Below are 18,877 nucleotides of genomic sequence, written 5' to 3'. Positions count from 1 at the left end.
TTTGCATCCATGCAAACACGTTCTTGCAGATCGGGGCATTTTCGCAATCGCCGCGAAGGCCGATGTGACCGGCACCGGAGCCGCATCGCGCATCGCGGGCGGCTCGGATCGACAACACGACAGGAGATCGCGCGATGGCGAAGGTGCTGGTGCTCTACTATTCGTCCTGGGGCCACGTCGAGCAGCTGGCGAACGCCGCCGCCGAAGGTGCCCGAGAAGCCGGCGCCGAGGTGACCGTCAAGCGCGTGCCGGAGTTGGTGCCCGACGCCGTTGCCGAGCAGTTCCACTACAAGCGCGATCAGCCCGCCCCGATCGCACGGCCGGACGAACTCGCCGATTACGACGCGATCATCTTCGGCACGCCGACGCGCTACGGCAACATGGCCGCCCAGATGAAGAACTTCATCGACCAGACCGGCGGCCTCTGGGCCAAGGGCGCCCTCGTCGGCAAGGTCGGCTCGGCCTTCACCTCCACCGCCTCGCAGCACGGCGGCCAGGAGACGACGCTGACGAGCTTCCACACCGTGCTGCTTCATCTCGGCATGGTCATCGTCGGCCTGCCCTATGCCTTCCAGGGCCAGATGGGCGTCGATACGGTCAAGGGTGGCTCGCCCTACGGCGCCACGACGCTGGCAGATGGCGACGGAAGCCGCCAGCCGAGCCAGGTCGAACTCGACGGCGCCCGCTTCCAAGGCAGGCACGTCGCCGACATCGCCGCGAAGCTCGCGGCTTAGCTTGTCGTTTATCGCGATGTCTTCACGCGAACCGCAGACACGTCGCTTGAAATCGCTTCAGCCAAGAAAAAAGGCTCGCATTGCTGCGAGCCTGGGAAGGAAAAAGGCCATTGGGGGCTGAACTGGCCTTCGTGAATGGACAACAACCTTCTCGTCACTCGGTTCCGAAGAAACTTGCAAAAAATTCAGCGGGGCGCGGCGGCCCGGTTCAAGCGGTCGTTGATCGCCTCGCCGAGGCCGTCGGCCGGGATCGGAACGACGGCGATCGTGCCGGCGCCGGACGCGTCGAGCCGGCGCAAGACTTCGAACAGGCGCGATGCGGCCTCGGCCGGGTCGCCGCTTTCGCTGAGGGTTTCGACGGCGCCGGCCTCGTCGAGACCGGCCGGCCGAAACGACCCGAACAGCAGGACGGCCTCGCCGGCCTCGATCCGGTCCGCATCGAGGCGGACGGCGGCGCTCGGCGCGTAGTGGGATGCGAGCAGCCCCGGTCCGATCGGACGGCTCGCGTCGTGCGCGCCCATCGCCGGATCGGTGCCGAGCACCGCGCGCAACGCGGCGCGGGTGATCCCGCCCGGCCGCAGCAGGCGCGGGGGACCGCCGAGGCAGGCCACCACCGTGGATTCGATGCCGACCTCACACGTACCGCCATCGAGGATGGCCGCGATGCGGCCGTCGAGATCGGCCAGCACATGCGCGACCGAAGTCGGGCTGATGCGGCCGGAGCGGTTGGCCGAGGGCGCCGCGAGCGGGCGGCCGAGGCGCGCCAGAACCTCTCGCGCGAGCGCATGGCCCGGGACGCGGAGCGCCACGCTCGGCAGCCCGGCGCGGGCGAGTTCGCAGACCGATCCGCCGGGCGCCGCCGGCACCACGAGGGTCAGCGGCCCCGGCCAGAAGGCCTTTGCCAGCGCCGCGGCGGCCTCGTCGAAGATGCCTTCGCGGCGCGCGGAGGTCTCGTCGGGCAGATGGGCGATCAGCGGGTTGAAGCGCGGGCGCTCTTTGGCCGCGTAGATTGCAGCGACGGCCGTCGGCTCCGAGGCATCGGCGGCGAGCCCGTAGACGGTCTCGGTGGGGATCGCGACGAGGCGGCCCGCGCCGAGCAGCCGGGCGGCCTCGCCGATCCCGTCGGCGTCGGCAGCGAGGCGCAGCGTCGCCCTGTCGGCGATTGACCCGGGGTCGTTCATATCCAAACTGTCTGCGCGCGATGAAGGCGGCTGTGGCAGCAGCGCGGCTTCGGTCGTAAGAGGCACCCGGCCGTAGCCGTCCGCGGTCCGAGACGTCAAATCAGCGCCGACGATACGGTGCCGGAGGAACCCCATGAGCTATCGCGCGCCGGTCGAGGAGATGGCGTTCACCCTGCGCCACGTCGCCGGGCTCGACGCCGTGCTGACGCAGGGCGGCCACGAGATGGCGCCCGAGGACGTCACCGCGATCCTCGACGAGGCGGGCAAGCTGGCGAACGGCGTGATCGCGCCGCTGAACCGCGCCGGCGACCGCCATGGCGCGACCCTGCAGGACGGCGCGGTGACCACGGCGCCGGGCTGGCGCGAGGCTTATCGCGCCTTCGTCGACGGCGGCTGGAACGGCCTCGGCGCCACGCCCGAGCATGGCGGCCAGGGCCTGCCGCACCTGATGGCGGCGGCCTGCACGGAGATGTGGAACGGCGCCAATCTCAGCTTCGGCCTCTGTCCACTGCTCACCGCGGGCGGCATCGAGGCGCTGACGGCGCACGGCTCTGCCGACCTGAAGGCGCGCTACCTCGGCAAGCTGGTCTCGGGCGAATGGACCGCGACGATGAACCTGACCGAGCCGCAGGCCGGCTCGGATCTCGCGCTGCTGAGGAGCCGCGCCGAGCCGATCGGAGACGGCCGCTACCGGATCGTGGGCAGCAAGATCTACATCACCTACGGCGAGCACGACCTCACCGACAACATCGTCCATCTGGTGCTGGCCCGCCTCAAGGACGCGCCGGCCGGTACCCGCGGCATCTCGCTGTTCCTCGTCCCAAAAGTCCTGCCGGACGGGACGCGGAACGACCTGCGCTGCTCGGGGCTCGAGCACAAGCTCGGCATCCACGCCTCGCCGACCTGCTCCATGGCCTTCGGCGATGCGGGCGGTGCCATCGGCTGGCTGATCGGCGAGGAGAACCGCGGGCTCGCCTGCATGTTCACGATGATGAACTCGGCCCGGCTCAATGTCGGGCTGCAGGGCGTCGGCGTGGCCGAGGCCGCCTATCAGCATGCCCTCGCCTATGCCCGCGATCGCCGGCAGGGCCGGGCGCCGGGCGCGCCTGAGACCAGCGCCATCGTCGCCCATGCCGACGTGCAGCGCATGCTCCTGACCATGAAGGCCTCGACCGCCGCGGCGCGGGGCATCTGCTACCTGACCGCCCAGGCCCTCGACGCCGCAGACGGACCGGAGGGCAGGGCCGCGTTCGAGCGCGCGTCGCTCCTCACCCCGGTCGCCAAAGCCTTCGCCACCGACATCGCCAACGAGGTGACGTCCCTCGGCGTGCAGGTCCATGGCGGCATGGGCTTCATTGAGGAGACGGGCGCCGCCCAGCTCATGCGCGATGCCCGCATCCTTGGGATCTACGAGGGCACCAACGGCATCCAGGCGATCGACCTCGTCACCCGCAAGCTGCCGCTTTCGGGCGGTGCCACGGCGCGCGCACAGATCGCGACGATGCGGCGGGTGGCCGAAGGGCTGCTCAAGGATGGCTCACCCGGCTTCGGCCACGCGGCGGCGCGCCTGCGCGACGGCGTCTGTAGCCTCGACCGCGCAACGAGTTTCCTGTTGACGACCCTCGGCTCGAACCACCCGGATGCGGCTCTGGCCGGCGCGGCACCGTATCTGCGGTTGTTCGGACTCGTCCAAGGCGCAGCCTGCCTGGCGCAGGCGGGGCTGGCCTCGAGCGCGGTGCTGAAGGCCGGCGACACCGATCCGGCTTGCGGCGCGCGCATCGCCCTGGCCCGGTTCTTTACGGAGAACCTGCTGCCAGCGGCAGGCGGGCTGGAACAGGCGGTGATCGACGGCGGGGCGTTCGTCGAAGATGCGGCGGCGGTGCTGGCGGGTTAGATTCCCCGAGCGCGAACCCTCCCCCTTTGCGGGGGAGGGTGGCCCTCGCGTCAGCGAGGGTCGGGAGTGGGGAGCCCGCTATCCGGAAACGCCGCTCTCCTCTCCCGGCCCGCTTCGCGGGCCACCCTCTCCCGCAAAGCGGAGAGGGTTCATGCGGCGGCGATCGGAGTGAGGCTCAGGGACAAATGACCGACCACATCACGGTCCAGGACACGCCCGGCGGCGTGCGCCTGATCGGCCTCGACCGGCCGCAGAAGAAGAACGCGCTGACCGGCGCCATGTACGATGCCATGCGCGAGGCGCTCGTCCATGCCGACGCGTCGGGCGAAATCGGCGCCGTCGTCTTCGCGGGCCTGCCGGGAATCTTCACCGCCGGTAACGATCTCGCCGATTTCGTCGAGGGCGCCCGAACCGCGTTCGGGGAGGCCCCGGCCCTCCAGTTCATCCGGCAGTTGGCTCGCACGCAAACGCCGATGGTGGCGGCGGTGGACGGGATCGCGGTCGGCATCGGCACGACGCTGACGCTCCACTGCGACCTCGTCTATGTCAGCGACAGCGCGCGCTTCCGGATGCCCTTCGTCGAACTCGGTCTCGTGCCGGAGGCCGCCTCCAGCTATCTGCTGCCGCGTCGCGTCGGCCTGCTCAAGGCGACCGAATTTTTGCTGCTGTCCGAGCCGTTCGACGCGGCGACGGCGGTAGGCCTCGGGCTCGCCAACGGGATCATCCCCTCCGACATGCTGGTCGAACACGCGGTCGCGCAGGCGTCCCGGCTGGCGGCGCTGCCGCGCGGAGCGATCGAGGCCTCCCGAAAGCTGATCCGCTGGGATCAGGCGGCGGTCGAGGCCGCGTTGGAGGCGGAGGCCCAGGCGTTCGAGGCGCGGCTGCGCTCGCCCGAGGCGCAGTCCGCGTTCAAGAAATTCCTCGATCGCGCCCCGAAGCCGGCCGCGTGAGCGACAAGCCCCTCGCCGGCCAAGCCCTCGCAGGCAAGGTCTGCCTCGTGGCGGGAGCGTCGCGCGGCGTTGGGCGCGGCATCGCGCGGGGACTCGGCGAGGCGGGTGCGACCGTGATCGTCACGGCGCGGTCGAGCGAGACCGGTCCGCGCACAGAAATGCGCCCGGAGGCGATCGAAGACACCGCCCGCGAGGTCGACGCAGCCGGCGGGGAGGGGCACCATTATCTCTGCGACCACCGCAGCGAGCGGGCCGTCGACGAACTCGTGCATTGGGTGCTGCGCCGCTTCGGCCGGATCGATGTCGCGGTCTCCAGCGTCTGGGGCGGCAACGAGGGCTATGACGGCGAGCGCTACGCCGACGGGGCCGCCTGGGGCACGCCGTTCTGGCGCCGCTCGGCCGAACCGTTTTCGGACTTCCTCGGCGGGGGCCCCTATCCGGGCCTGCTGCTGGCGCGCGCCGTGGCCCCGGCGATGATCTCGGCCAAGAGGGGGCTCTTCGTCTTCGTTTCGTTCGGGACCGCGGCCGGCTATCTCGGCGACATCTTCTACGACCTCGCCAAGGCGACGACGAACCGCCTCGCCTTCGCCTGCGCCGCGGAACTCGCACCGCACGGCGTCTGCAGCGTCGGCCTCTCGCCGGGCTTCGTGCGCACCGAGCGGGTGCTTGACCTCGGGCAGGACGCGCTGGCCACGGAATCCCCGATCTATGCGGGCCGTGCGGTCGCGGCGCTCGCCGCCGACGCCTGGGTGTTGACCCAGAGCGGGCGCACGCTGCACGTGGCCGATCTCGCCCGCACGTATGGCTTCACCGACACCGACGGCACCCAACCCGAACGTTTCCGGATCGCGACGGAGGACCACAGCGATGGGCCATAGCCTGCAAGGCAAGACGCTCTTCATCACCGGCGCCTCGCGGGGCATCGGCCTCGCCATCGGCCTGCGCGCGGCCCGCGACGGCGCCAACGTCGCCATCGCGGCCAAGACGGCCGAGCCGCATCCGAAGCTGGAGGGCACGATCCACACGGCCGCCGCGGCGATCGAGGCGGCCGGCGGCAAGGCACTGCCGCTGCTCGTCGACGTGCGGGACGAAGAGGCGGTGAAGGACGCTCTCGACCGGACCGCCAAAGAATTCGGCGGCGTGGACATCGTCGTGAACAACGCTAGCGCGATCTCGCTGACGCGCACGCCCCAGACCGAGATGAAGCGCTTCGATCTGATGCATCAGATCAACACGCGCGGCACCTACATGGTGAGCAAATACGCAATCCCGCACCTGCAGAGATCCGACAACCCGCACATCCTGATGCTGTCGCCGCCCCTCGACATGGCGGAGAAGTGGTTCGCGCCGCACCTCGCCTACACCATGGCGAAGTTCGGCATGTCGCTCTGCGTGCTGGGGCTGGCGGGCGAGCTGCGCAAGACCGGCATCGCGGTCAACGCCCTGTGGCCGCGCACCACCATCGCCACGGCGGCGGTGCGCAACATTCTCGGCGGCGAGGCGCTGATCGAGGCGAGCCGCACGCCGGAGATCATCGCCGACGCCGCCCACGCCGTGTTCCTGAAGCCGGCCAAAGAGTTTTCCGGCCGCTTCCTCATCGACGACACGTTCCTGGCCGAGGAAGGTGTCACGGACTTCACACAATACCGCGTCACACCCGGCGTCCCTCTTGCGCCGGACTTCTTCGTGCCGGATGCGAGCGTACCGCCTCCCGACGCGTTGGTCTGACCCCTTGATCTTCATTCACCAACCGGTCTCCAGCACCGCCCAGATGATCCTGGAGCGGCGGCCGCTCGAACTGCAGGACGTCATCCCCGACGACACGCTCTGGCTCGACCTGGTCCGCCCGACCCGGGAGGAGGACCTCAAGGTCGAGTCCTTCATGGGCATCTCCGTGCCGACGCGGGAGGAGATGAAGGACATCGAGCCGTCCGAACTCCTCTACGTCGAGGAGGGCGCCCGCTACATGACGGGCCGGGTGCTCTCGAAGGTCGAGGATTCGGAGGAGCCGGGGCTCGCCGGCATCACCTTCATCCTGCGCGGCAACCGCCTCGTCACGGTGCGCTACGAGGAGCCGCAGGCCTTCCGGATGTACGCGCAGCGGGCCGGGCGCTCGACCGGCAACGGCCCCTCGAATTCCTCGGGCGAGACCATCCTGGCCGGGCTGATCGAGGCGGTGATCGACCGGGCCGCCGACGTGCTGCAGCTCCAGGGCGAGCGCATCGACCGCCTCTCGCGAAAGATCTTCGAGGAGAAGAGCGACCCGAGCGCCCGCAATACCGCGCTGCAGGACACGCTGCGGGCGCTCGGACGCCACGGCGACCTGATCTCGAAGCAGCGCGAGAGCCTCGTCTCGATGGAGCGCATCCTGCTCTCGCTCTCGGCGACCTACCGCACCAGCAAGGCCCCGCGGGAGCTGCGCGAGGACGTGCGCTCGACCCTGCGCGACCTTCAATCGCTGGAGGAGCACGCGACCTTCCTGTCGTCGAAGATCCAGTTCCTGCTCGACGCGACGCTCGGCCTCGTGAACCTCGAACAGAACAACATCATCAAGCTGTTCTCGGTCATGGCGGTGGTGTTCATGCCGCCGACGCTGATCGCCTCGATCTACGGCATGAACTTCAAGACCATGCCGGAGCTCGACTGGAGCCTCGGCTACCCGCTGGCGGTCTGCATGATGGTCGTGGCGGCCGTGCTGCCGTATGTGTTCTTCCGCTGGAAGAAGTGGCTTTGATCCAGACGTCGCGCGATCGTGTTCCGCAGCGAGGCAGTGTTTCGCAACGGCGGGAGCAATAGGCAAAAGCGCCCGCATCCACTTGCTTGCCGTACGTTGCCGGCAAACTGTGCGAGGACGTGACGCATCGAAACGCACATCTCCCGCTGACGGAAAATTAAGCACGAATACGGCAAACCTCGCTGTGACGCTCCCGGTAGCGAGGAGCGCAGCAGCGCTGCGAACACCATGAAATTCTCTCTCAAGAGCGTGCTGATCGGCTCGATCGGGCTCCTCGCCGTGGCAGCGCTCGGGCAGGGGGCCGTCAGCATCGCGAAGCTGTCCGCGATCGAGGCGCACGTCATCGACATCGGCGGCAACGCCCTGCCGTCCATGCGGATCGCGGGCGCCATGAACACCGCGACCCGGGACGCCCGGGTCAAGCTCTTCCGCTTCGTGACCGCGTCGCCGGACACGACGATTCTCGCGGAGAACGAAGCGGGCCTCGCCAAGAGCCTGAAGACGCTCGCCGATCTGCGCGCGGCTTACGAGCCGCTGATCAGCTCGGCCACCGAGAAGACGCTCTACGACCAGTTCGCGCAGACCTGGAGCCGCTACGCCGAGAGCCAGGCTCAGGTCGTCGCGGGGATGCGGGCCGGGGACAAGGCACAGGCCTTCGCGCTTCTCAGCGGCTCTGAGATGGCGGCACTCAACAATGCCGCGACCCAGGCGCTGCAGAAGACCGTGGCGCTGAACGAGGCCAACGCCAAGGCCGGCGTCGACGACACGCTCGCCAACGCCGTGTCGGCGACCTTCGCCGCCTACGTCGCTATGGCGATCGCCCTCGCCACCGCGCTGGGCACGATGCTGTTCGCCCTGTTCGGAGTCTCCCGGCCGATCGAGCGCATGACGGGGGCGATGGGCGCGCTCGCGGCTGGCGATGCCACGGTCGCCGTGCCGGGCCGGACCCGCCGCGACGAGATCGGCGCGATGGCCGCGGCCGTTCAGGTCTTCAAGGACAACCTGCTGCGCGCACGGGCCCTCGAAGCGGAGACGGTGGAGGCGCGGGCGGGCGCCGAGGTCCAGCGCAAGGCCGCGATGCGCGACATGGCCGGCAGCTTCGAGCAGACGGTCGGCGGCATCGTCGGGATGGTGACCGCCGCAGCCGCCGAACTGCACGCCACGGCCGAGGCGATGACCGCCAATGCGATCCGGACGGCGGAACAGTCGAGCACCGTCGCGGCGGCCGCGGAAGAGGCCGCCACCAACGTCACCACCGTCGCAGCGGCCGCCGAGGAACTCGGCGCCTCCGTGGTGGAGATCGGACGGCAGGTCGACGGCTCCTCCGAACTCGCCCAGGCGGCGGTGGCGGAAGCGGCGCAGACGGCGGCCCTCGTCCAGGATCTGAGCATCGCGGCCGCGCGGATCGGCGACGTGGTGGCGCTGATCTCGACGATCGCCGGCCAGACCAACCTGCTCGCCCTCAACGCCACCATCGAGGCTGCCCGTGCCGGCGAGGCGGGACGCGGCTTCGCCGTCGTCGCGTCCGAGGTCAAGGAACTCGCCAGCCAGACGGCGCGCGCCACCGACGAGATCGGAGGCCAGATCGGCCGGATCCAGGCCTCCACGGGCCTCGCCGTCACGGCGATCGACGCCATCGCCGGGCGGATCCGAGAGATCAGCGGCGTCGCGACCTCCATCGCCGCGGCGGTGGAAGAGCAGGGCGCGGCCACCCAGGAGATCGTGCGCAACGTCGCGCAGGCGGCCGTCGGCACGGGCGAGGTGACGTCGAACGTCTCCGGTCTCGCCGCGGCTGCGGACGATACCGGCGCCGCCGCGAGCCAGGTGCTCGCCTCGGCCTCCGAGCTCTCCCGCCAGTCCGGTGAGCTCGGATCGGAGGTCCGACGCTTCCTCGAGACGGTGCGGGCGGCCTGACGGCTCCCGACCTCAGGCGACGGCGGCGAGCGGCTTGACGGTGCAGGCGTCGTCGTTGCCCGCCGGCAGGAGCGGCGGCGCGTCCCAACGGCCCTGATCGAGATCGGCGATGCGTGCGTCGAAGGTCCGCACGAGGTATTGCGAGAACGGGTAGAGGTGCACGAAATGCGCGGTGTTGCGCAGCATGCCCTCGTACGAGCCGGGATTGTGCCGCACCACGTCGTAGAGGCCCGCCCAGAAGTGCCGGGCCATTTCCGGATGCCGGACGTTCACGCTCCAGAGCAGGCGCAGGAACGTCATCGCGTCGCGCGGCACCGTCCGCCACCAGAGCTTGCGCGCCTTCGGCCAATGCGTGTCGAGTATGCGGCTGAGCCGGCGTACCCGGCCGAAATAGGCGGCCGGGCTGTAGACCTCCGCGACGACGTCGCGACAATCCTTCAGGATCTCGCGGCGGGGGCGCAGCGTCGTGAAGTTCAGGCCGGCGGTGCACATGTCGCCGGATTCGGTCATCGACTTGCGGAAGAAGTCGAACAACCGGCCCTCGCGCTTCAGCCGGCGCTGGAGCTGCGTGTTGGGCAACGCGGTCAGGAGGCCGACCACCGCCGTCGGGATGCTGGTGTCGCCGATGCAATCCGCCATGGCGCGGGCGACGCTCTTCGTCTCGGTGTCGAAGCCGACGATGAAGCCGGCATTCACGAAGATGCCGGCCTTGTAGATCCGGTGCACGCTGTCGGCGATGGAACGGCGGGTGTTCTGCTTCTTCTGGGTCTGCTTCAGCGTGTCCTCGTCCGGGCTCTCGATGCCGACGAAGACCGCGAAGAAATAGGCCCGGCGCATCAGCCGCAGCAGTTCGGGATCGTCGGCGAGGTTGAGGGAGGCCTCGGTCGAGAACTTGAACGGGTAGCCGTTCGCCTTCTGCCATTCGATCAGGTGGGGCAGAAAGGCCTTCACGGCCTTCTTGTTGCCGATCAGGTTGTCGTCGACGAAGTCGACATGGCCGCGATAGCCGAGCGCCATCAGCCGGTCGAGCTCGGCCAGCATCTGGGGCGTGGCCTTGGTGCGCGGAGCGCGTCCATAGAGCTCGATGATGTCGCAGAACTCGCAGGTGAACGGGCAGCCGCGCGAGAACTGCACGTTCACCATCAGGTAATCGCGAAAGTCGAGCAGGTCGAAGCGTGGGATCGGGCTGCGGGTGACGTCCGCCTTGAACTTCGGCGCGATGATGCGGCCCGCGCGCTCGCCACGCTCCCAGGCGTCGATGAACTGGCCGATGACGTCCTCGGCCTCGCCGACCACGATGAAGTCGGCAGTCTCGTAATTCTCCGGCGTCGAGGTCGGGGCCGGACCGCCGAGGCAGACCGGGACGCCCAGGCGGTTGCAGCGCGCCACGATGGCGCGGAGGTCCGGCTCCTGCGGGAGCATGCCGCCGGCCATGACGAGATCGGCCGCCATCACGTCGGCGTCGGTCAGGTCGTGATCGGCGTTGCGGTCGATCAGCCGGAGATTCCAGGCCGTCGGCAGCATCGCCGCCAGCGTGATCAGGCCGAGGGGCGGTTCGAGGCACTTCGCGCCCTGCAGTTCGCAGGCGGCCTCGAAGCCCCAGAAGGCATTGTCGTTGAACTTCGGGGAGACGAGCAGGACGCGGGGGGCAGCCTCGGACACCGGCGACATCTCCGTATCATCCCATCGTCCGTCCCAATGCGGGGAGGGCGACGGGCCTCTTCAATCCTCGGGCAGGCCCGCCTGCCGACAGATCAGCTTCCGAGGAAGCCGATACCGTTTCGTCGCCGCCAAATGCGGCGGAGTGAGGACTTGGAGACACGGAATGCAGTCATCGGACGACGATTTTCAGTCGTACGATGCTGCTGTCAGGCGACGGCGGCGAGCGGCTTGGTCGCGCAGGATTCCTGCGTGTTGGCCGGCATCACCGGCGGATCGAAATGGGTGCCGTCGTCGATCGCGGCGATGCGCCGGTCGAGCTCCGCGATGACGTAGTGCGAGAACGGATAGAGGTGCAGGTAGAGCACCATGTTCATGATCGCCGCCTCCAGCGCCCGCGGGTTGCGCCGCAGGATCAGGAAGAAGGTGCCCCAGAAATGGCCGGCGAGTTCCGGCCGGCGCAGGGTCATCCGCCAGCAGATCCGCCCGAGCGAGCGCAGATCACGAAAGATCTTCGGCCAGGAGGGCTTCGCCGCCGCGAAGACCGGGCGGTTCAGCGCGAGGCCGACGAAACGCACCCGCTCGAAGAACACCCGCGGATCGTAGACCTCGGCGAGCACCCGGCGGTAATCCTCCAGGATCTCGCGGCGCGGGCGGCTGGTGACGTAGTTCAGGCCCGCCGTGCACTGGTCGCCCGTCTCGGTGGAGACCCGCGAGTATTCGGAAAAGAGGCGCCCCTCGCGCTCCAGGCGGCGCTGGAGCTGGGTGTTCGGCAGGGCCGTCAGCAGGCCGACCATGGCGGAGGGGATCGCGGTGTCGCGCACGCACTCGGCCATCGCCTGCGCCACGCTGCCCTTCTCGGAATCGAACCCGACGATGAAGCCCGCGGTGACGAAGATCCCGGCGGCATAGATGCGGTGGACGCTCTCGGCGATCGAGCGGCGGGTGTTCTGCTTCTTCTGTGTCTGGTTGAGGGTGTCGGTGTCCGGCGTCTCGATGCCGACGAACACCACGAAGAAGTTCGCCATCCGCATCAGGTTGAGGAGATCCTGATCGTCGGAGAGGTTGAGCGAGGCCTCCGTCGAGAACTGGAACGGGTAGCCGTGCGCCTCCTGCCACTTGATCAGCTCGGGCAGGAAAAGCTTCACAGCCTTCTTGTTGCCGATCAGGTTGTCGTCGACGAAGTCGACATGGCCGCGATAGCCGAGGTCGTACAGCCGCTGAAGCTCGGCCAGGACCTGGGGCGCCGCCTTGGTGCGGGGCTTGCGGCCGTAGAGCTCGATGATGTCGCAGAACTCGCAGGTGAACGGGCAACCGCGCGAGTACTGCAAGCCGATATAGAGGTAGTTCGAGAAGTCGAGCAGGTCGTAGCGCGGCACCGGCGTCTTCGTGACGTCGGCCTGGAAACGCGGTGCGACGAACCGGCCCGAGCGATCGCCACGCTCCCAGGCGGCGATGAACTCGTCGATCACGCTCTCGGCCTCGCCGAGGACCTGGAAATCGGCCTCCTCGTAATATTGCGGGCTGGACGTCGGGGCAGGGCCGCCGACGCAGACCGGGACGCCGCGGGCCTTGCACATCCGGATCACCTTGATGGCGTCCGGCTCCTGCGGGAGCATGCCGCCGGTGAAGACGACGTCGGCGGCGTCGAGGTCGGCCTCCGACAATTCCTGCGCGTTGCGGTCGATCAGCCGAACATGCCAGTGCGCGGGCAGCATCGCGGCGACGGTGATCAGGCCGAGCGGCGGCGTCGAGGTCTTGTTGCCCTGCAACTCGCAGGGCTCCTTGAAGCTCCAGAACGAATTCGGGTTGAACTTCGGGAAGACGAGCAGGACGCGCGTCGCGGGCCCGGTTTCGACGGCGGAGAGTTCGGGCAGTCCGGTCGTCATCCTGAGTCCCGTCCATTCACGGTGGCGTGAGCCTCATAGCCCATTCCCGATCGCCACACAGTGCGGCGCGAATGCGCCGATCCTGCGACCACCCGGATCGGCACGCTTCAGGCGACCGCCAGACGCTTGCCCGCCTTGAAGTCGGGCGTGACGTCGCTGTTGGCCGGGGCGGGCAGCGGCAGCGGCTCGACGAAGCGGCCGGACTCCATCCGCTGCAGCGCTCCGTCGATCTCGCCGACCACGTAGCGGGAGAACGGGTAGAGGTGCAGGTAGACGATGATGTTCGTCACCACGACCTCGAGCGCCCGCGGGTTGTGGCGGGCCGTCTCCCACAGCGTGCCCCAGAAGTGACGCGCGAGTTCCGGATGGCGGGTGTTGATGCGCCAGACCGTGCGCAGGAACGAGCGCAGATCGTAGGCCGCGAGCCGCCAGTTCACCTTCAGCTCCGGCAGCTTCTGCTTCCCGAGCTTGCGCCCCACCGTCCGCACGCGCGCGAAGAAGGCGTCCGGCGCATAGACCGCGGCCACCGTCTCGCGGAAATCGAGCAGGATCTCGCGGCGCGGCCGCAGGGTCGTGAAGTTCAATCCCGCCGTGCTCGCGTCGCCCGGGTCCTCGCTGTGGGCCGTGAAATCCTTGAACAGCCGGCCCTCCTTGCGCAGGCGGCGCGAGAGCTGCGTATTCGGCAGGGCGGTCAGCAGGCCGACGACGGCGAGCGGCACCGCGGTGTCGCTGATGCAGCCGGTCATGGGCTTACTGATGCTGCCCTTCTCGGTGTCGAAGCCGATGATGAAGCCGGCCGTCACGGCGATGCCGGCGTCGTAGATGCGGTGCACGCTCTCACTGATCGAGCGGCGGGTGTTCTGCTTCTTCGAGGTGGCGACCAGCGTCTCCTCGTCCGGGCTCTCGATGCCGCAGAACACCAGGAAGAAGTTGGCCTTCGCCATCAGACCGAGCAACTCCTGATCGTCGGAGAGGTTGAGCGAGGCCTCGGTGGTGAACTTGAAGGGGTAGCCCCGCGCCTTCTGCCACTCGATCAGGTGCGGCAGAAAGGCCTTCACCGCCTTCTTGTTGCCGATCAGGTTGTCGTCGACGAAATCGACGTGGCCGCGGTAGCCGAGCGCCATCAGCCGATCGAGCTCTGCCAGCATCTGCGGCGTGGTCTTGGTGCGCGGCACACGTCCGTAGAGCTCGATGATGTCGCAGAACTCGCAGGTGAACGGGCAGCCGCGCGAGAACTGCACGCCGACGAAGAGATAATCGGAGAACTTGAGCAGGTCGTAGCGCGGGATCGGTGTCTTGGTGACGTCGGCCTGGAATTTCGGCGCCATGAGGCGGCCGCTGCGCTCGCCGCGCTCCCAGGCCGCGACGAACTCGCCGATGATCCCCTCCGCCTCGCCGCCGACCACGAAATCGGCCTCCTCGTACATCTCCGGCGTCGATGTCGCGGACGGGCCGCCGACCGCGACCGGCACGCCGAGCCGCCGGCACATCCGGATGATCTCCATCGTGTCGCGTTCCTGCGGCAGCATGCCGCCGGTGAACACGACGTCGGCACCGCGGATGTCGTCGTCCGTGAGGTCGCCCGTGTTGCGGTTGATCAGGTGGGTGGACCAGTGCTCCGGAAGCAGCGCCGCCACGGTGATCAGGCCGAGGGGCGGGGCCGCCGCCTTGGCCCCCTTGACCTCGCAGGCTTCCGCGAAATTCCAGAACGAGTTGGCGTTGAAGCGGGGAAAGACCATCAGGACGCGCGTCACGGCGTGAGACTGATCCGGCATCGGTGCTTCCCTGTCCGTCCGCGTCATCGGTGCGAGCGCCCGCGATCCGTGATGCACCTCACGCGTGCGCCTGCTTCGGATCCCAGGACAATACGGCCTTTTTTGGCGAAGGCACCTGCCGAAACGCCCGCGACGTCAATATCCGCCACCGCAATCCGATGGCCTGATCAGTACGGCCGCGCTTCTTCGGGGAGCATTCCGGCCGGATACAATCCTCGGCGACCGGCGGGCCGCGGGACCGGCGGGAAGCGCGGCGCATCTGCGGCTTGATCCGCCGGCCGCAGCGCGCCCATATCCAGCCGATGTGCGGTCGCTACGTCATCAGCCTGAGCCCCGAGATCTTTCGGAGGTTCTACGACTACGCCGAGACACCGAACTTCCCGGCCCGCCACAACGTGGCGCCGACCCAGCCCGTGCCGATCGTGACGGCCGAGCACGGCGCGCGGCACTTCCATCTGGTACGCTGGGGGTTCTGGCCGACGTGGTTGAAGGATCCGGCGGATTTCCCGCTGATCTTCAACGCCCGCGTCGAGTCGCTCGCCGAAAAGCCGACGTTCCGGGGCGCGCTGCGCCACCGCCGCTGCGTCTTCCTCGCCGACGGCTTCTACGAGTGGCGGCGCGAAGGTATGGGCAAAGGAGCGACCAAGACCCCGTTCCTGATCCGTCGCGCAGACGGTGCGCCGATGGCGCTCGCCGGCCTGTGGGAGACTTGGTCGAGCGCCGACGGCTCGGAGGTCGACACGGCCACCATCGTCACCTGCGGGGCCAACGGCACGCTCTCGGCGATCCACGAGCGCATGCCGGCGATTTTGTCGCCCGAGGCGATCGGCGGCTGGCTCGATACGGTGGGCAACGAGCCGCGCGACGTGATCGGTCTGTGCCGGCCTTGTCCCGACGACTGGCTGACGATGGTGCAGGTCGGCGACCGCGTGAACAACGCCCGGAACGACGACGCGGGCCTCGTCGAGCCTGTCGCCAGGCCGGCGCCGAAGCCCCGCGCGGCGGCGCCGGGGACGAGTAACGATAGCGGGCAGGGGAGCCTGCTTTAAGGCGCATTCCGGCCGAAACAGATGGAGGATCGGTGGCGCGCATCCCCCTCTCCCCGCAAGCGGGGCGAGGGGCGCACGCAATGCGATTCGATTTGCTGGAACCGGTCCTACAGCCGTCGCTTCTTCGGCACCGCCTCGCGCCGAAACACGCCGACCAGCTCGACATGGCCGGAATAGCGGAACTGGTCCACCGGCGTGACCTGCTCCAGCCGGTAGCCGCCCGCGATCAGCGTTGCGGCGTCCCGGGCGAAGGTGCCGGGATCGCAGGAGACGCTGACGACGAGGGGCACCTTGGATTCGGCGAGCCAGCGCACCTGAGCCTGGGCGCCGGCGCGGGGCGGATCGAACACCACGGCGTCGAAGCGGTCGAGCTCGATCGGCAGCAGCGGACGGCGGAAGAGGTCGCGGCGCTCGGGCGTAATCCGGCGTAGGGCTGGGATCGCACGGGCGGCCCGGTCGAGGCCGCGCAAGGCCGCCTCGTCGCCCTCCACCGCGAGCACGTCGGCCGTACGGGCCAGCGCGAGCGCGAACGGGCCGCAGCCGGCGAACAGGTCGACGACGCGCTTCACGCGCTTGTCCATCGCACCGACGACGAGGGCCGTCAGCAACGCCTCGCCGGCCTGCGTCGCCTGGAGGAAGCCGCCGGGCGGCGGCATCAGCCGCGCCGCGCCCGAGGGTAGCGTCGGCGGGCGCAGCTCGACGACGATGTCGCCATGCAGCGCGAGGCGCGCCAGGCCGAGGTCGCCCGCGAGCCGGGTGAGGGCGATGCGCGCCTTGTCGCTCACCGGACCGTGGCCGCGGATATCGACGTCGAGGCCGGCCTCGGTGGCCGTCGCCTGTACGTCGAGGGGTTTGGAGCCGCGGCCGAGATGCTCGGCGAGCGCTTCGGCGACCTTCGGCGCGCGATGCAGCTCCGGCACGGTGATCGGGCAGTTGTCGATCGGCACGAGCGCGTGGCTGCGCGCCGCCATCAGCCCGGCCCGCGCGACCTCGTCGACGCGGCGGACATGCAGGGTGATCCGACGCCGTCCCGCCTCGTGCGCGTCGACGAGGGGCAGCAGCTCCGCATCGATATGGGCCTGGGAGAGCGCCTGCTCGGCGATGCCGCGCTTCCAGGCCGCGTAGGGCTCGGGCGCGAGGTGCTGCACGGCGCAGCCGCCGCACTCCCCGTAATACGGGCAGAACGGATCGATCCGGTCGGGGGAGGGCAGCTCGACGGCGAGCAGCCGCGCCCGGCCGTTTTCGCGCTGGACCGAGACCCGCTCGCCGGGCAGCGCGCCGGCCACCGCCAGCCCATCGGCGGTCAGCCCGTCGCCGCGCGCGCCGAGGCGCGTGATGGCGACGCTCTCGCTCGAACCCTCGGTCACGTGTTGGTGCCCTTGCCTGCGCCGATCAGGAATTCGCGGTTGCCATCGCCGCCCTCGACGGGGGAGGGGACGACGTCGAGGACGTCGAGCCCGAGCCCTTGGAGACAGGCCCGGACCTCGTCGCAGACCGCCGCGTGGACGGCTTCGTCCCGGACGATGCCGCCGCGGCCGACCCGGTCGCGCCCGGCCTCGAATTGCGGCTTGATCAGCGCCACCAGCGCGGCGGCGTCGGCCATCAGCGCGACCGCCGCCGGCAGAACGAGGCGCAGCGCGATGAAGCTGACGTCGATGGTGACGAGATCCGGCGCCCGTCCGAGCGCGGCGGCGTCGAGCCCGCGGATGTCGGTGCCCTCCAGGCTCGTCACGCGGGGCTCGGCCCGCAACGAGGCGTGGAGCTGGTCGCGTCCGACATCGAGGGCGGTGACGTGGCGGGCGCCGCGCCGCAGCAGCACGTCGGTGAAGCCGCCGGTCGAGGCGCCGATGTCGAGGCAGGTTCTTTCGCGCGGATCGAAGCCGAAGGCGTCGAGCGCCGCCGCGAGCTTGAGGCCACCGCGCGAGACGTAAGGATGCGGCGCGCTCGCCTCGATCCGGGCGTCCGGTGCCACGAGATCCGCGGGGCGCTCAACCGTCCGGCCATCGGCGGTGACGAGGCCGGCCCGGATCGCGGCGACGGCGCGGGCGCGGCTCTCGAACAGGCCGCGCTCCACCAGCAGCCGGTCCGCGCGCTGTCGTTCGGCCGTCATCGCAAGCACGTCGTCGGATCCGGGGAAAGGGTGAGGTGTTGCCGGCTGCCCCTGTCTGCGAGCCCACATGCCCCCTACCTAGCCCGTCACGTGAAGGAGAGTCACCCGATGAGATGCATACCGGCCGCCCTCGTGCTCGCGGGCCTCGCATTGCCTGCGATCGCACAGGACAAGAAGGACGAAGCGCCCGTCCCCGTCCAGACCTTCGAGAGCCCGATCGTCAACGGCAAGAACGAGCCGATCGGGAAGATCACGATCCGCGACGGCGCGAACGCCCTGGTGCTCCGCGTGACGATCCAGGCCGGCGGCCTCGCGCCCGGCTGGCACGGGCTGCATTTCCACGCCGTCGGCGATTGCTCGGACCCGGAAAAGTTCGAGAAGTCGAAGGCGCACGTCAACCACGACAAGCGCGCGCACGGCCTGCTCAACGCCGACGGTCCCGACGAGGGCGACCTGCCGAACCTCTTCGCCAACGCCGACGGCTCGGCCAATGGCGAGGTGACGAGCGAGATGGCGCTCACCGGCGAAGACAGCCTCAAGGACGGCGACGGCTCGGCCCTGATCATCCACGCCAACGAGGACGATCACACCGCCCAGCCGATCGGCGGCGCTGGTCCCCGCGTCGCCTGCTCGGTGATCAAGTAGTTTCTTGGAGTTTGCGGCGGCCGCAGCCGCGCATTGCCTCTCCCCGCTTGCGGGGAGAGGGGGTACCGTCGATCAGCGGCGGCCGGCGAGGCCCACGACTGCCGGCTCGCCGGAGACTTTGCCTGTCGGCAACGCGGCCTTGACGGTCCTGACGATGGCATCCGCGTCGAGGCCGGCCTCGGCGTACATCTTCTCGGGCTTGTCGTGGTCCTGGAAGCTGTCGGGCAGCGTCATCGTCCGGACCCGGACCTTGCCCGCATCGAGCGCGCCGCGGCCTGCAAGCAGGTGCAGCACCATCGCCCCGAAGCCGCCGACCGACCCCTCCTCCATCGTCACCAGAACC

Annotated in this window: 16 protein-coding genes; 9 read left to right on the top strand and 7 right to left on the bottom strand. The window is 69.3% G+C overall.

Features of this window, described 5'->3' with window-relative positions; genetic code table 11:
* Positions 1-134: 134 nt before the first annotated feature.
* On the top strand, positions 135-734 hold the full coding sequence (wrbA, locus tag MHA02_RS09025; RefSeq protein WP_147078315.1) for an NAD(P)H:quinone oxidoreductase: 600 nt from the start codon (positions 135-137) through the stop codon (positions 732-734).
* A 185-nt stretch (positions 735-919) separates the two neighbouring features.
* On the opposite strand, the gene MHA02_RS09020 is transcribed toward wrbA, so the two are convergent.
* Complete coding sequence (locus MHA02_RS09020; protein ID WP_147078314.1) at positions 920-1,915, bottom strand: L-threonylcarbamoyladenylate synthase; 996 nt, start codon at positions 1,913-1,915, stop codon at positions 920-922.
* Between the two features lie 133 nt (positions 1,916-2,048).
* Here MHA02_RS09020 and MHA02_RS09015 point away from each other — a divergent pair, with 133 nt between their 5' ends.
* The 6 genes from MHA02_RS09015 to MHA02_RS08990 all read left to right on the top strand — a co-directional run bounded on the left by MHA02_RS09015 (position 2,049) and on the right by MHA02_RS08990 (position 9,407).
* Positions 2,049-3,809, top strand: coding sequence for an acyl-CoA dehydrogenase (locus MHA02_RS09015; RefSeq protein WP_147078313.1), 1,761 nt, complete (start codon positions 2,049-2,051; stop codon positions 3,807-3,809).
* Between the two features lie 185 nt (positions 3,810-3,994).
* Positions 3,995-4,759: an enoyl-CoA hydratase-related protein gene (locus tag MHA02_RS09010; protein ID WP_147078312.1), complete on the top strand. Its 765-nt coding sequence runs from the start codon at positions 3,995-3,997 to the stop codon at positions 4,757-4,759.
* Entirely contained in the window at positions 4,756-5,637 is an 882-nt protein-coding gene (locus MHA02_RS09005; RefSeq protein ID WP_238180232.1) for an SDR family NAD(P)-dependent oxidoreductase, read from the top strand. Before MHA02_RS09010 ends, MHA02_RS09005 begins: the two co-directional genes overlap by 4 nt.
* Positions 5,627-6,487: an SDR family oxidoreductase gene (locus MHA02_RS09000; RefSeq protein WP_147078311.1), complete on the top strand. Its 861-nt coding sequence runs from the start codon at positions 5,627-5,629 to the stop codon at positions 6,485-6,487. Before MHA02_RS09005 ends, MHA02_RS09000 begins: the two co-directional genes overlap by 11 nt.
* 4 nt (positions 6,488-6,491) lie before the next feature.
* Complete coding sequence (locus MHA02_RS08995; protein ID WP_147078310.1) at positions 6,492-7,493, top strand: magnesium transporter CorA family protein; 1,002 nt, start codon at positions 6,492-6,494, stop codon at positions 7,491-7,493.
* Positions 7,494-7,721: 228 nt separating this feature from the next.
* On the top strand, positions 7,722-9,407 hold the full coding sequence (locus MHA02_RS08990; protein WP_147078309.1) for a methyl-accepting chemotaxis protein: 1,686 nt from the start codon (positions 7,722-7,724) through the stop codon (positions 9,405-9,407).
* 12 nt (positions 9,408-9,419) lie between these two features.
* Here MHA02_RS08990 and MHA02_RS08985 read toward each other — a convergent pair whose 3' ends face one another.
* The 3 genes from MHA02_RS08985 to MHA02_RS08975 form a co-directional block, all read right to left on the bottom strand.
* Positions 9,420-11,078, bottom strand: a complete 1,659-nt coding sequence (locus tag MHA02_RS08985; RefSeq protein WP_170249127.1) for a B12-binding domain-containing radical SAM protein — start codon at positions 11,076-11,078, stop codon at positions 9,420-9,422.
* Between the two features lie 197 nt (positions 11,079-11,275).
* Positions 11,276-12,955, bottom strand: coding sequence for a B12-binding domain-containing radical SAM protein (locus tag MHA02_RS08980; protein ID WP_147078307.1), 1,680 nt, complete (start codon positions 12,953-12,955; stop codon positions 11,276-11,278).
* 107 nt (positions 12,956-13,062) lie between these two features.
* On the bottom strand, positions 13,063-14,730 hold the full coding sequence (locus MHA02_RS08975; RefSeq protein ID WP_147078306.1) for a B12-binding domain-containing radical SAM protein: 1,668 nt from the start codon (positions 14,728-14,730) through the stop codon (positions 13,063-13,065).
* A 302-nt stretch (positions 14,731-15,032) separates the two neighbouring features.
* Here MHA02_RS08975 and MHA02_RS08970 point away from each other — a divergent pair, with 302 nt between their 5' ends.
* Complete coding sequence (locus tag MHA02_RS08970) at positions 15,033-15,779, top strand: SOS response-associated peptidase (protein ID WP_147078343.1); 747 nt, start codon at positions 15,033-15,035, stop codon at positions 15,777-15,779.
* A gap of 107 nt (positions 15,780-15,886) precedes the next feature.
* Here MHA02_RS08970 and MHA02_RS08965 read toward each other — a convergent pair whose 3' ends face one another.
* Both MHA02_RS08965 and MHA02_RS08960 read right to left on the bottom strand, forming a co-directional pair.
* Positions 15,887-17,146, bottom strand: a complete 1,260-nt coding sequence (locus tag MHA02_RS08965) for a class I SAM-dependent RNA methyltransferase (RefSeq protein ID WP_147078305.1) — start codon at positions 17,144-17,146, stop codon at positions 15,887-15,889.
* A complete protein-coding gene (locus tag MHA02_RS08960; protein ID WP_147078304.1) occupies positions 17,143-17,889 on the bottom strand; it encodes a TlyA family RNA methyltransferase in 747 nt (248 codons plus the stop codon). Before MHA02_RS08960 ends, MHA02_RS08965 begins: the two co-directional genes overlap by 4 nt.
* A 108-nt stretch (positions 17,890-17,997) precedes the next feature.
* On the opposite strand from MHA02_RS08960, the gene MHA02_RS08955 reads away from it, so the two are divergent.
* A complete protein-coding gene (locus tag MHA02_RS08955) occupies positions 17,998-18,534 on the top strand; it encodes a superoxide dismutase family protein (RefSeq protein WP_147078303.1) in 537 nt (178 codons plus the stop codon).
* Positions 18,535-18,606: 72 nt separating this feature from the next.
* Here MHA02_RS08955 and MHA02_RS08950 read toward each other — a convergent pair.
* The coding region (locus tag MHA02_RS08950) for a transketolase C-terminal domain-containing protein (protein WP_280177978.1) at positions 18,607-18,877 on the bottom strand (271 nt) is incomplete at its 5' end.

Source organism: Methylobacterium haplocladii (assembly GCF_007992175.1).
GTDB classification, from domain to species: domain Bacteria; phylum Pseudomonadota; class Alphaproteobacteria; order Rhizobiales; family Beijerinckiaceae; genus Methylobacterium; species Methylobacterium haplocladii.
This window is presented reverse-complemented; position numbering and strand designations above follow the sequence as displayed.

What these genes read in the sequence shown, in the direction of transcription:
- MHA02_RS09020 (WP_147078314.1), bottom strand. Translation starts at nt 1,915, where the DNA reads ATGAACGACCCCGGGTCAATCGCCGACAGGGCGACGCTGCGCCTCGCT.
- MHA02_RS08960 (WP_147078304.1), bottom strand. Translation starts at nt 17,889, where the DNA reads ATGACGGCCGAACGACAGCGCGCGGACCGGCTGCTGGTGGAGCGCGGC.
- MHA02_RS09010 (WP_147078312.1), top strand. Translation starts at nt 3,995, where the DNA reads ATGACCGACCACATCACGGTCCAGGACACGCCCGGCGGCGTGCGCCTG.
- MHA02_RS08975 (WP_147078306.1), bottom strand. Translation starts at nt 14,730, where the DNA reads ATGCCGGATCAGTCTCACGCCGTGACGCGCGTCCTGATGGTCTTTCCC.
- MHA02_RS08990 (WP_147078309.1), top strand. Translation starts at nt 7,722, where the DNA reads ATGAAATTCTCTCTCAAGAGCGTGCTGATCGGCTCGATCGGGCTCCTC.
- MHA02_RS09015 (WP_147078313.1), top strand. Translation starts at nt 2,049, where the DNA reads ATGAGCTATCGCGCGCCGGTCGAGGAGATGGCGTTCACCCTGCGCCAC.
- wrbA (WP_147078315.1), top strand. Translation starts at nt 135, where the DNA reads ATGGCGAAGGTGCTGGTGCTCTACTATTCGTCCTGGGGCCACGTCGAG.
- MHA02_RS08980 (WP_147078307.1), bottom strand. Translation starts at nt 12,955, where the DNA reads ATGACGACCGGACTGCCCGAACTCTCCGCCGTCGAAACCGGGCCCGCG.
- MHA02_RS08970 (WP_147078343.1), top strand. Translation starts at nt 15,033, where the DNA reads ATGTGCGGTCGCTACGTCATCAGCCTGAGCCCCGAGATCTTTCGGAGG.
- MHA02_RS08955 (WP_147078303.1), top strand. Translation starts at nt 17,998, where the DNA reads ATGAGATGCATACCGGCCGCCCTCGTGCTCGCGGGCCTCGCATTGCCT.
- MHA02_RS09000 (WP_147078311.1), top strand. Translation starts at nt 5,627, where the DNA reads ATGGGCCATAGCCTGCAAGGCAAGACGCTCTTCATCACCGGCGCCTCG.
- MHA02_RS08985 (WP_170249127.1), bottom strand. Translation starts at nt 11,078, where the DNA reads ATGTCGCCGGTGTCCGAGGCTGCCCCCCGCGTCCTGCTCGTCTCCCCG.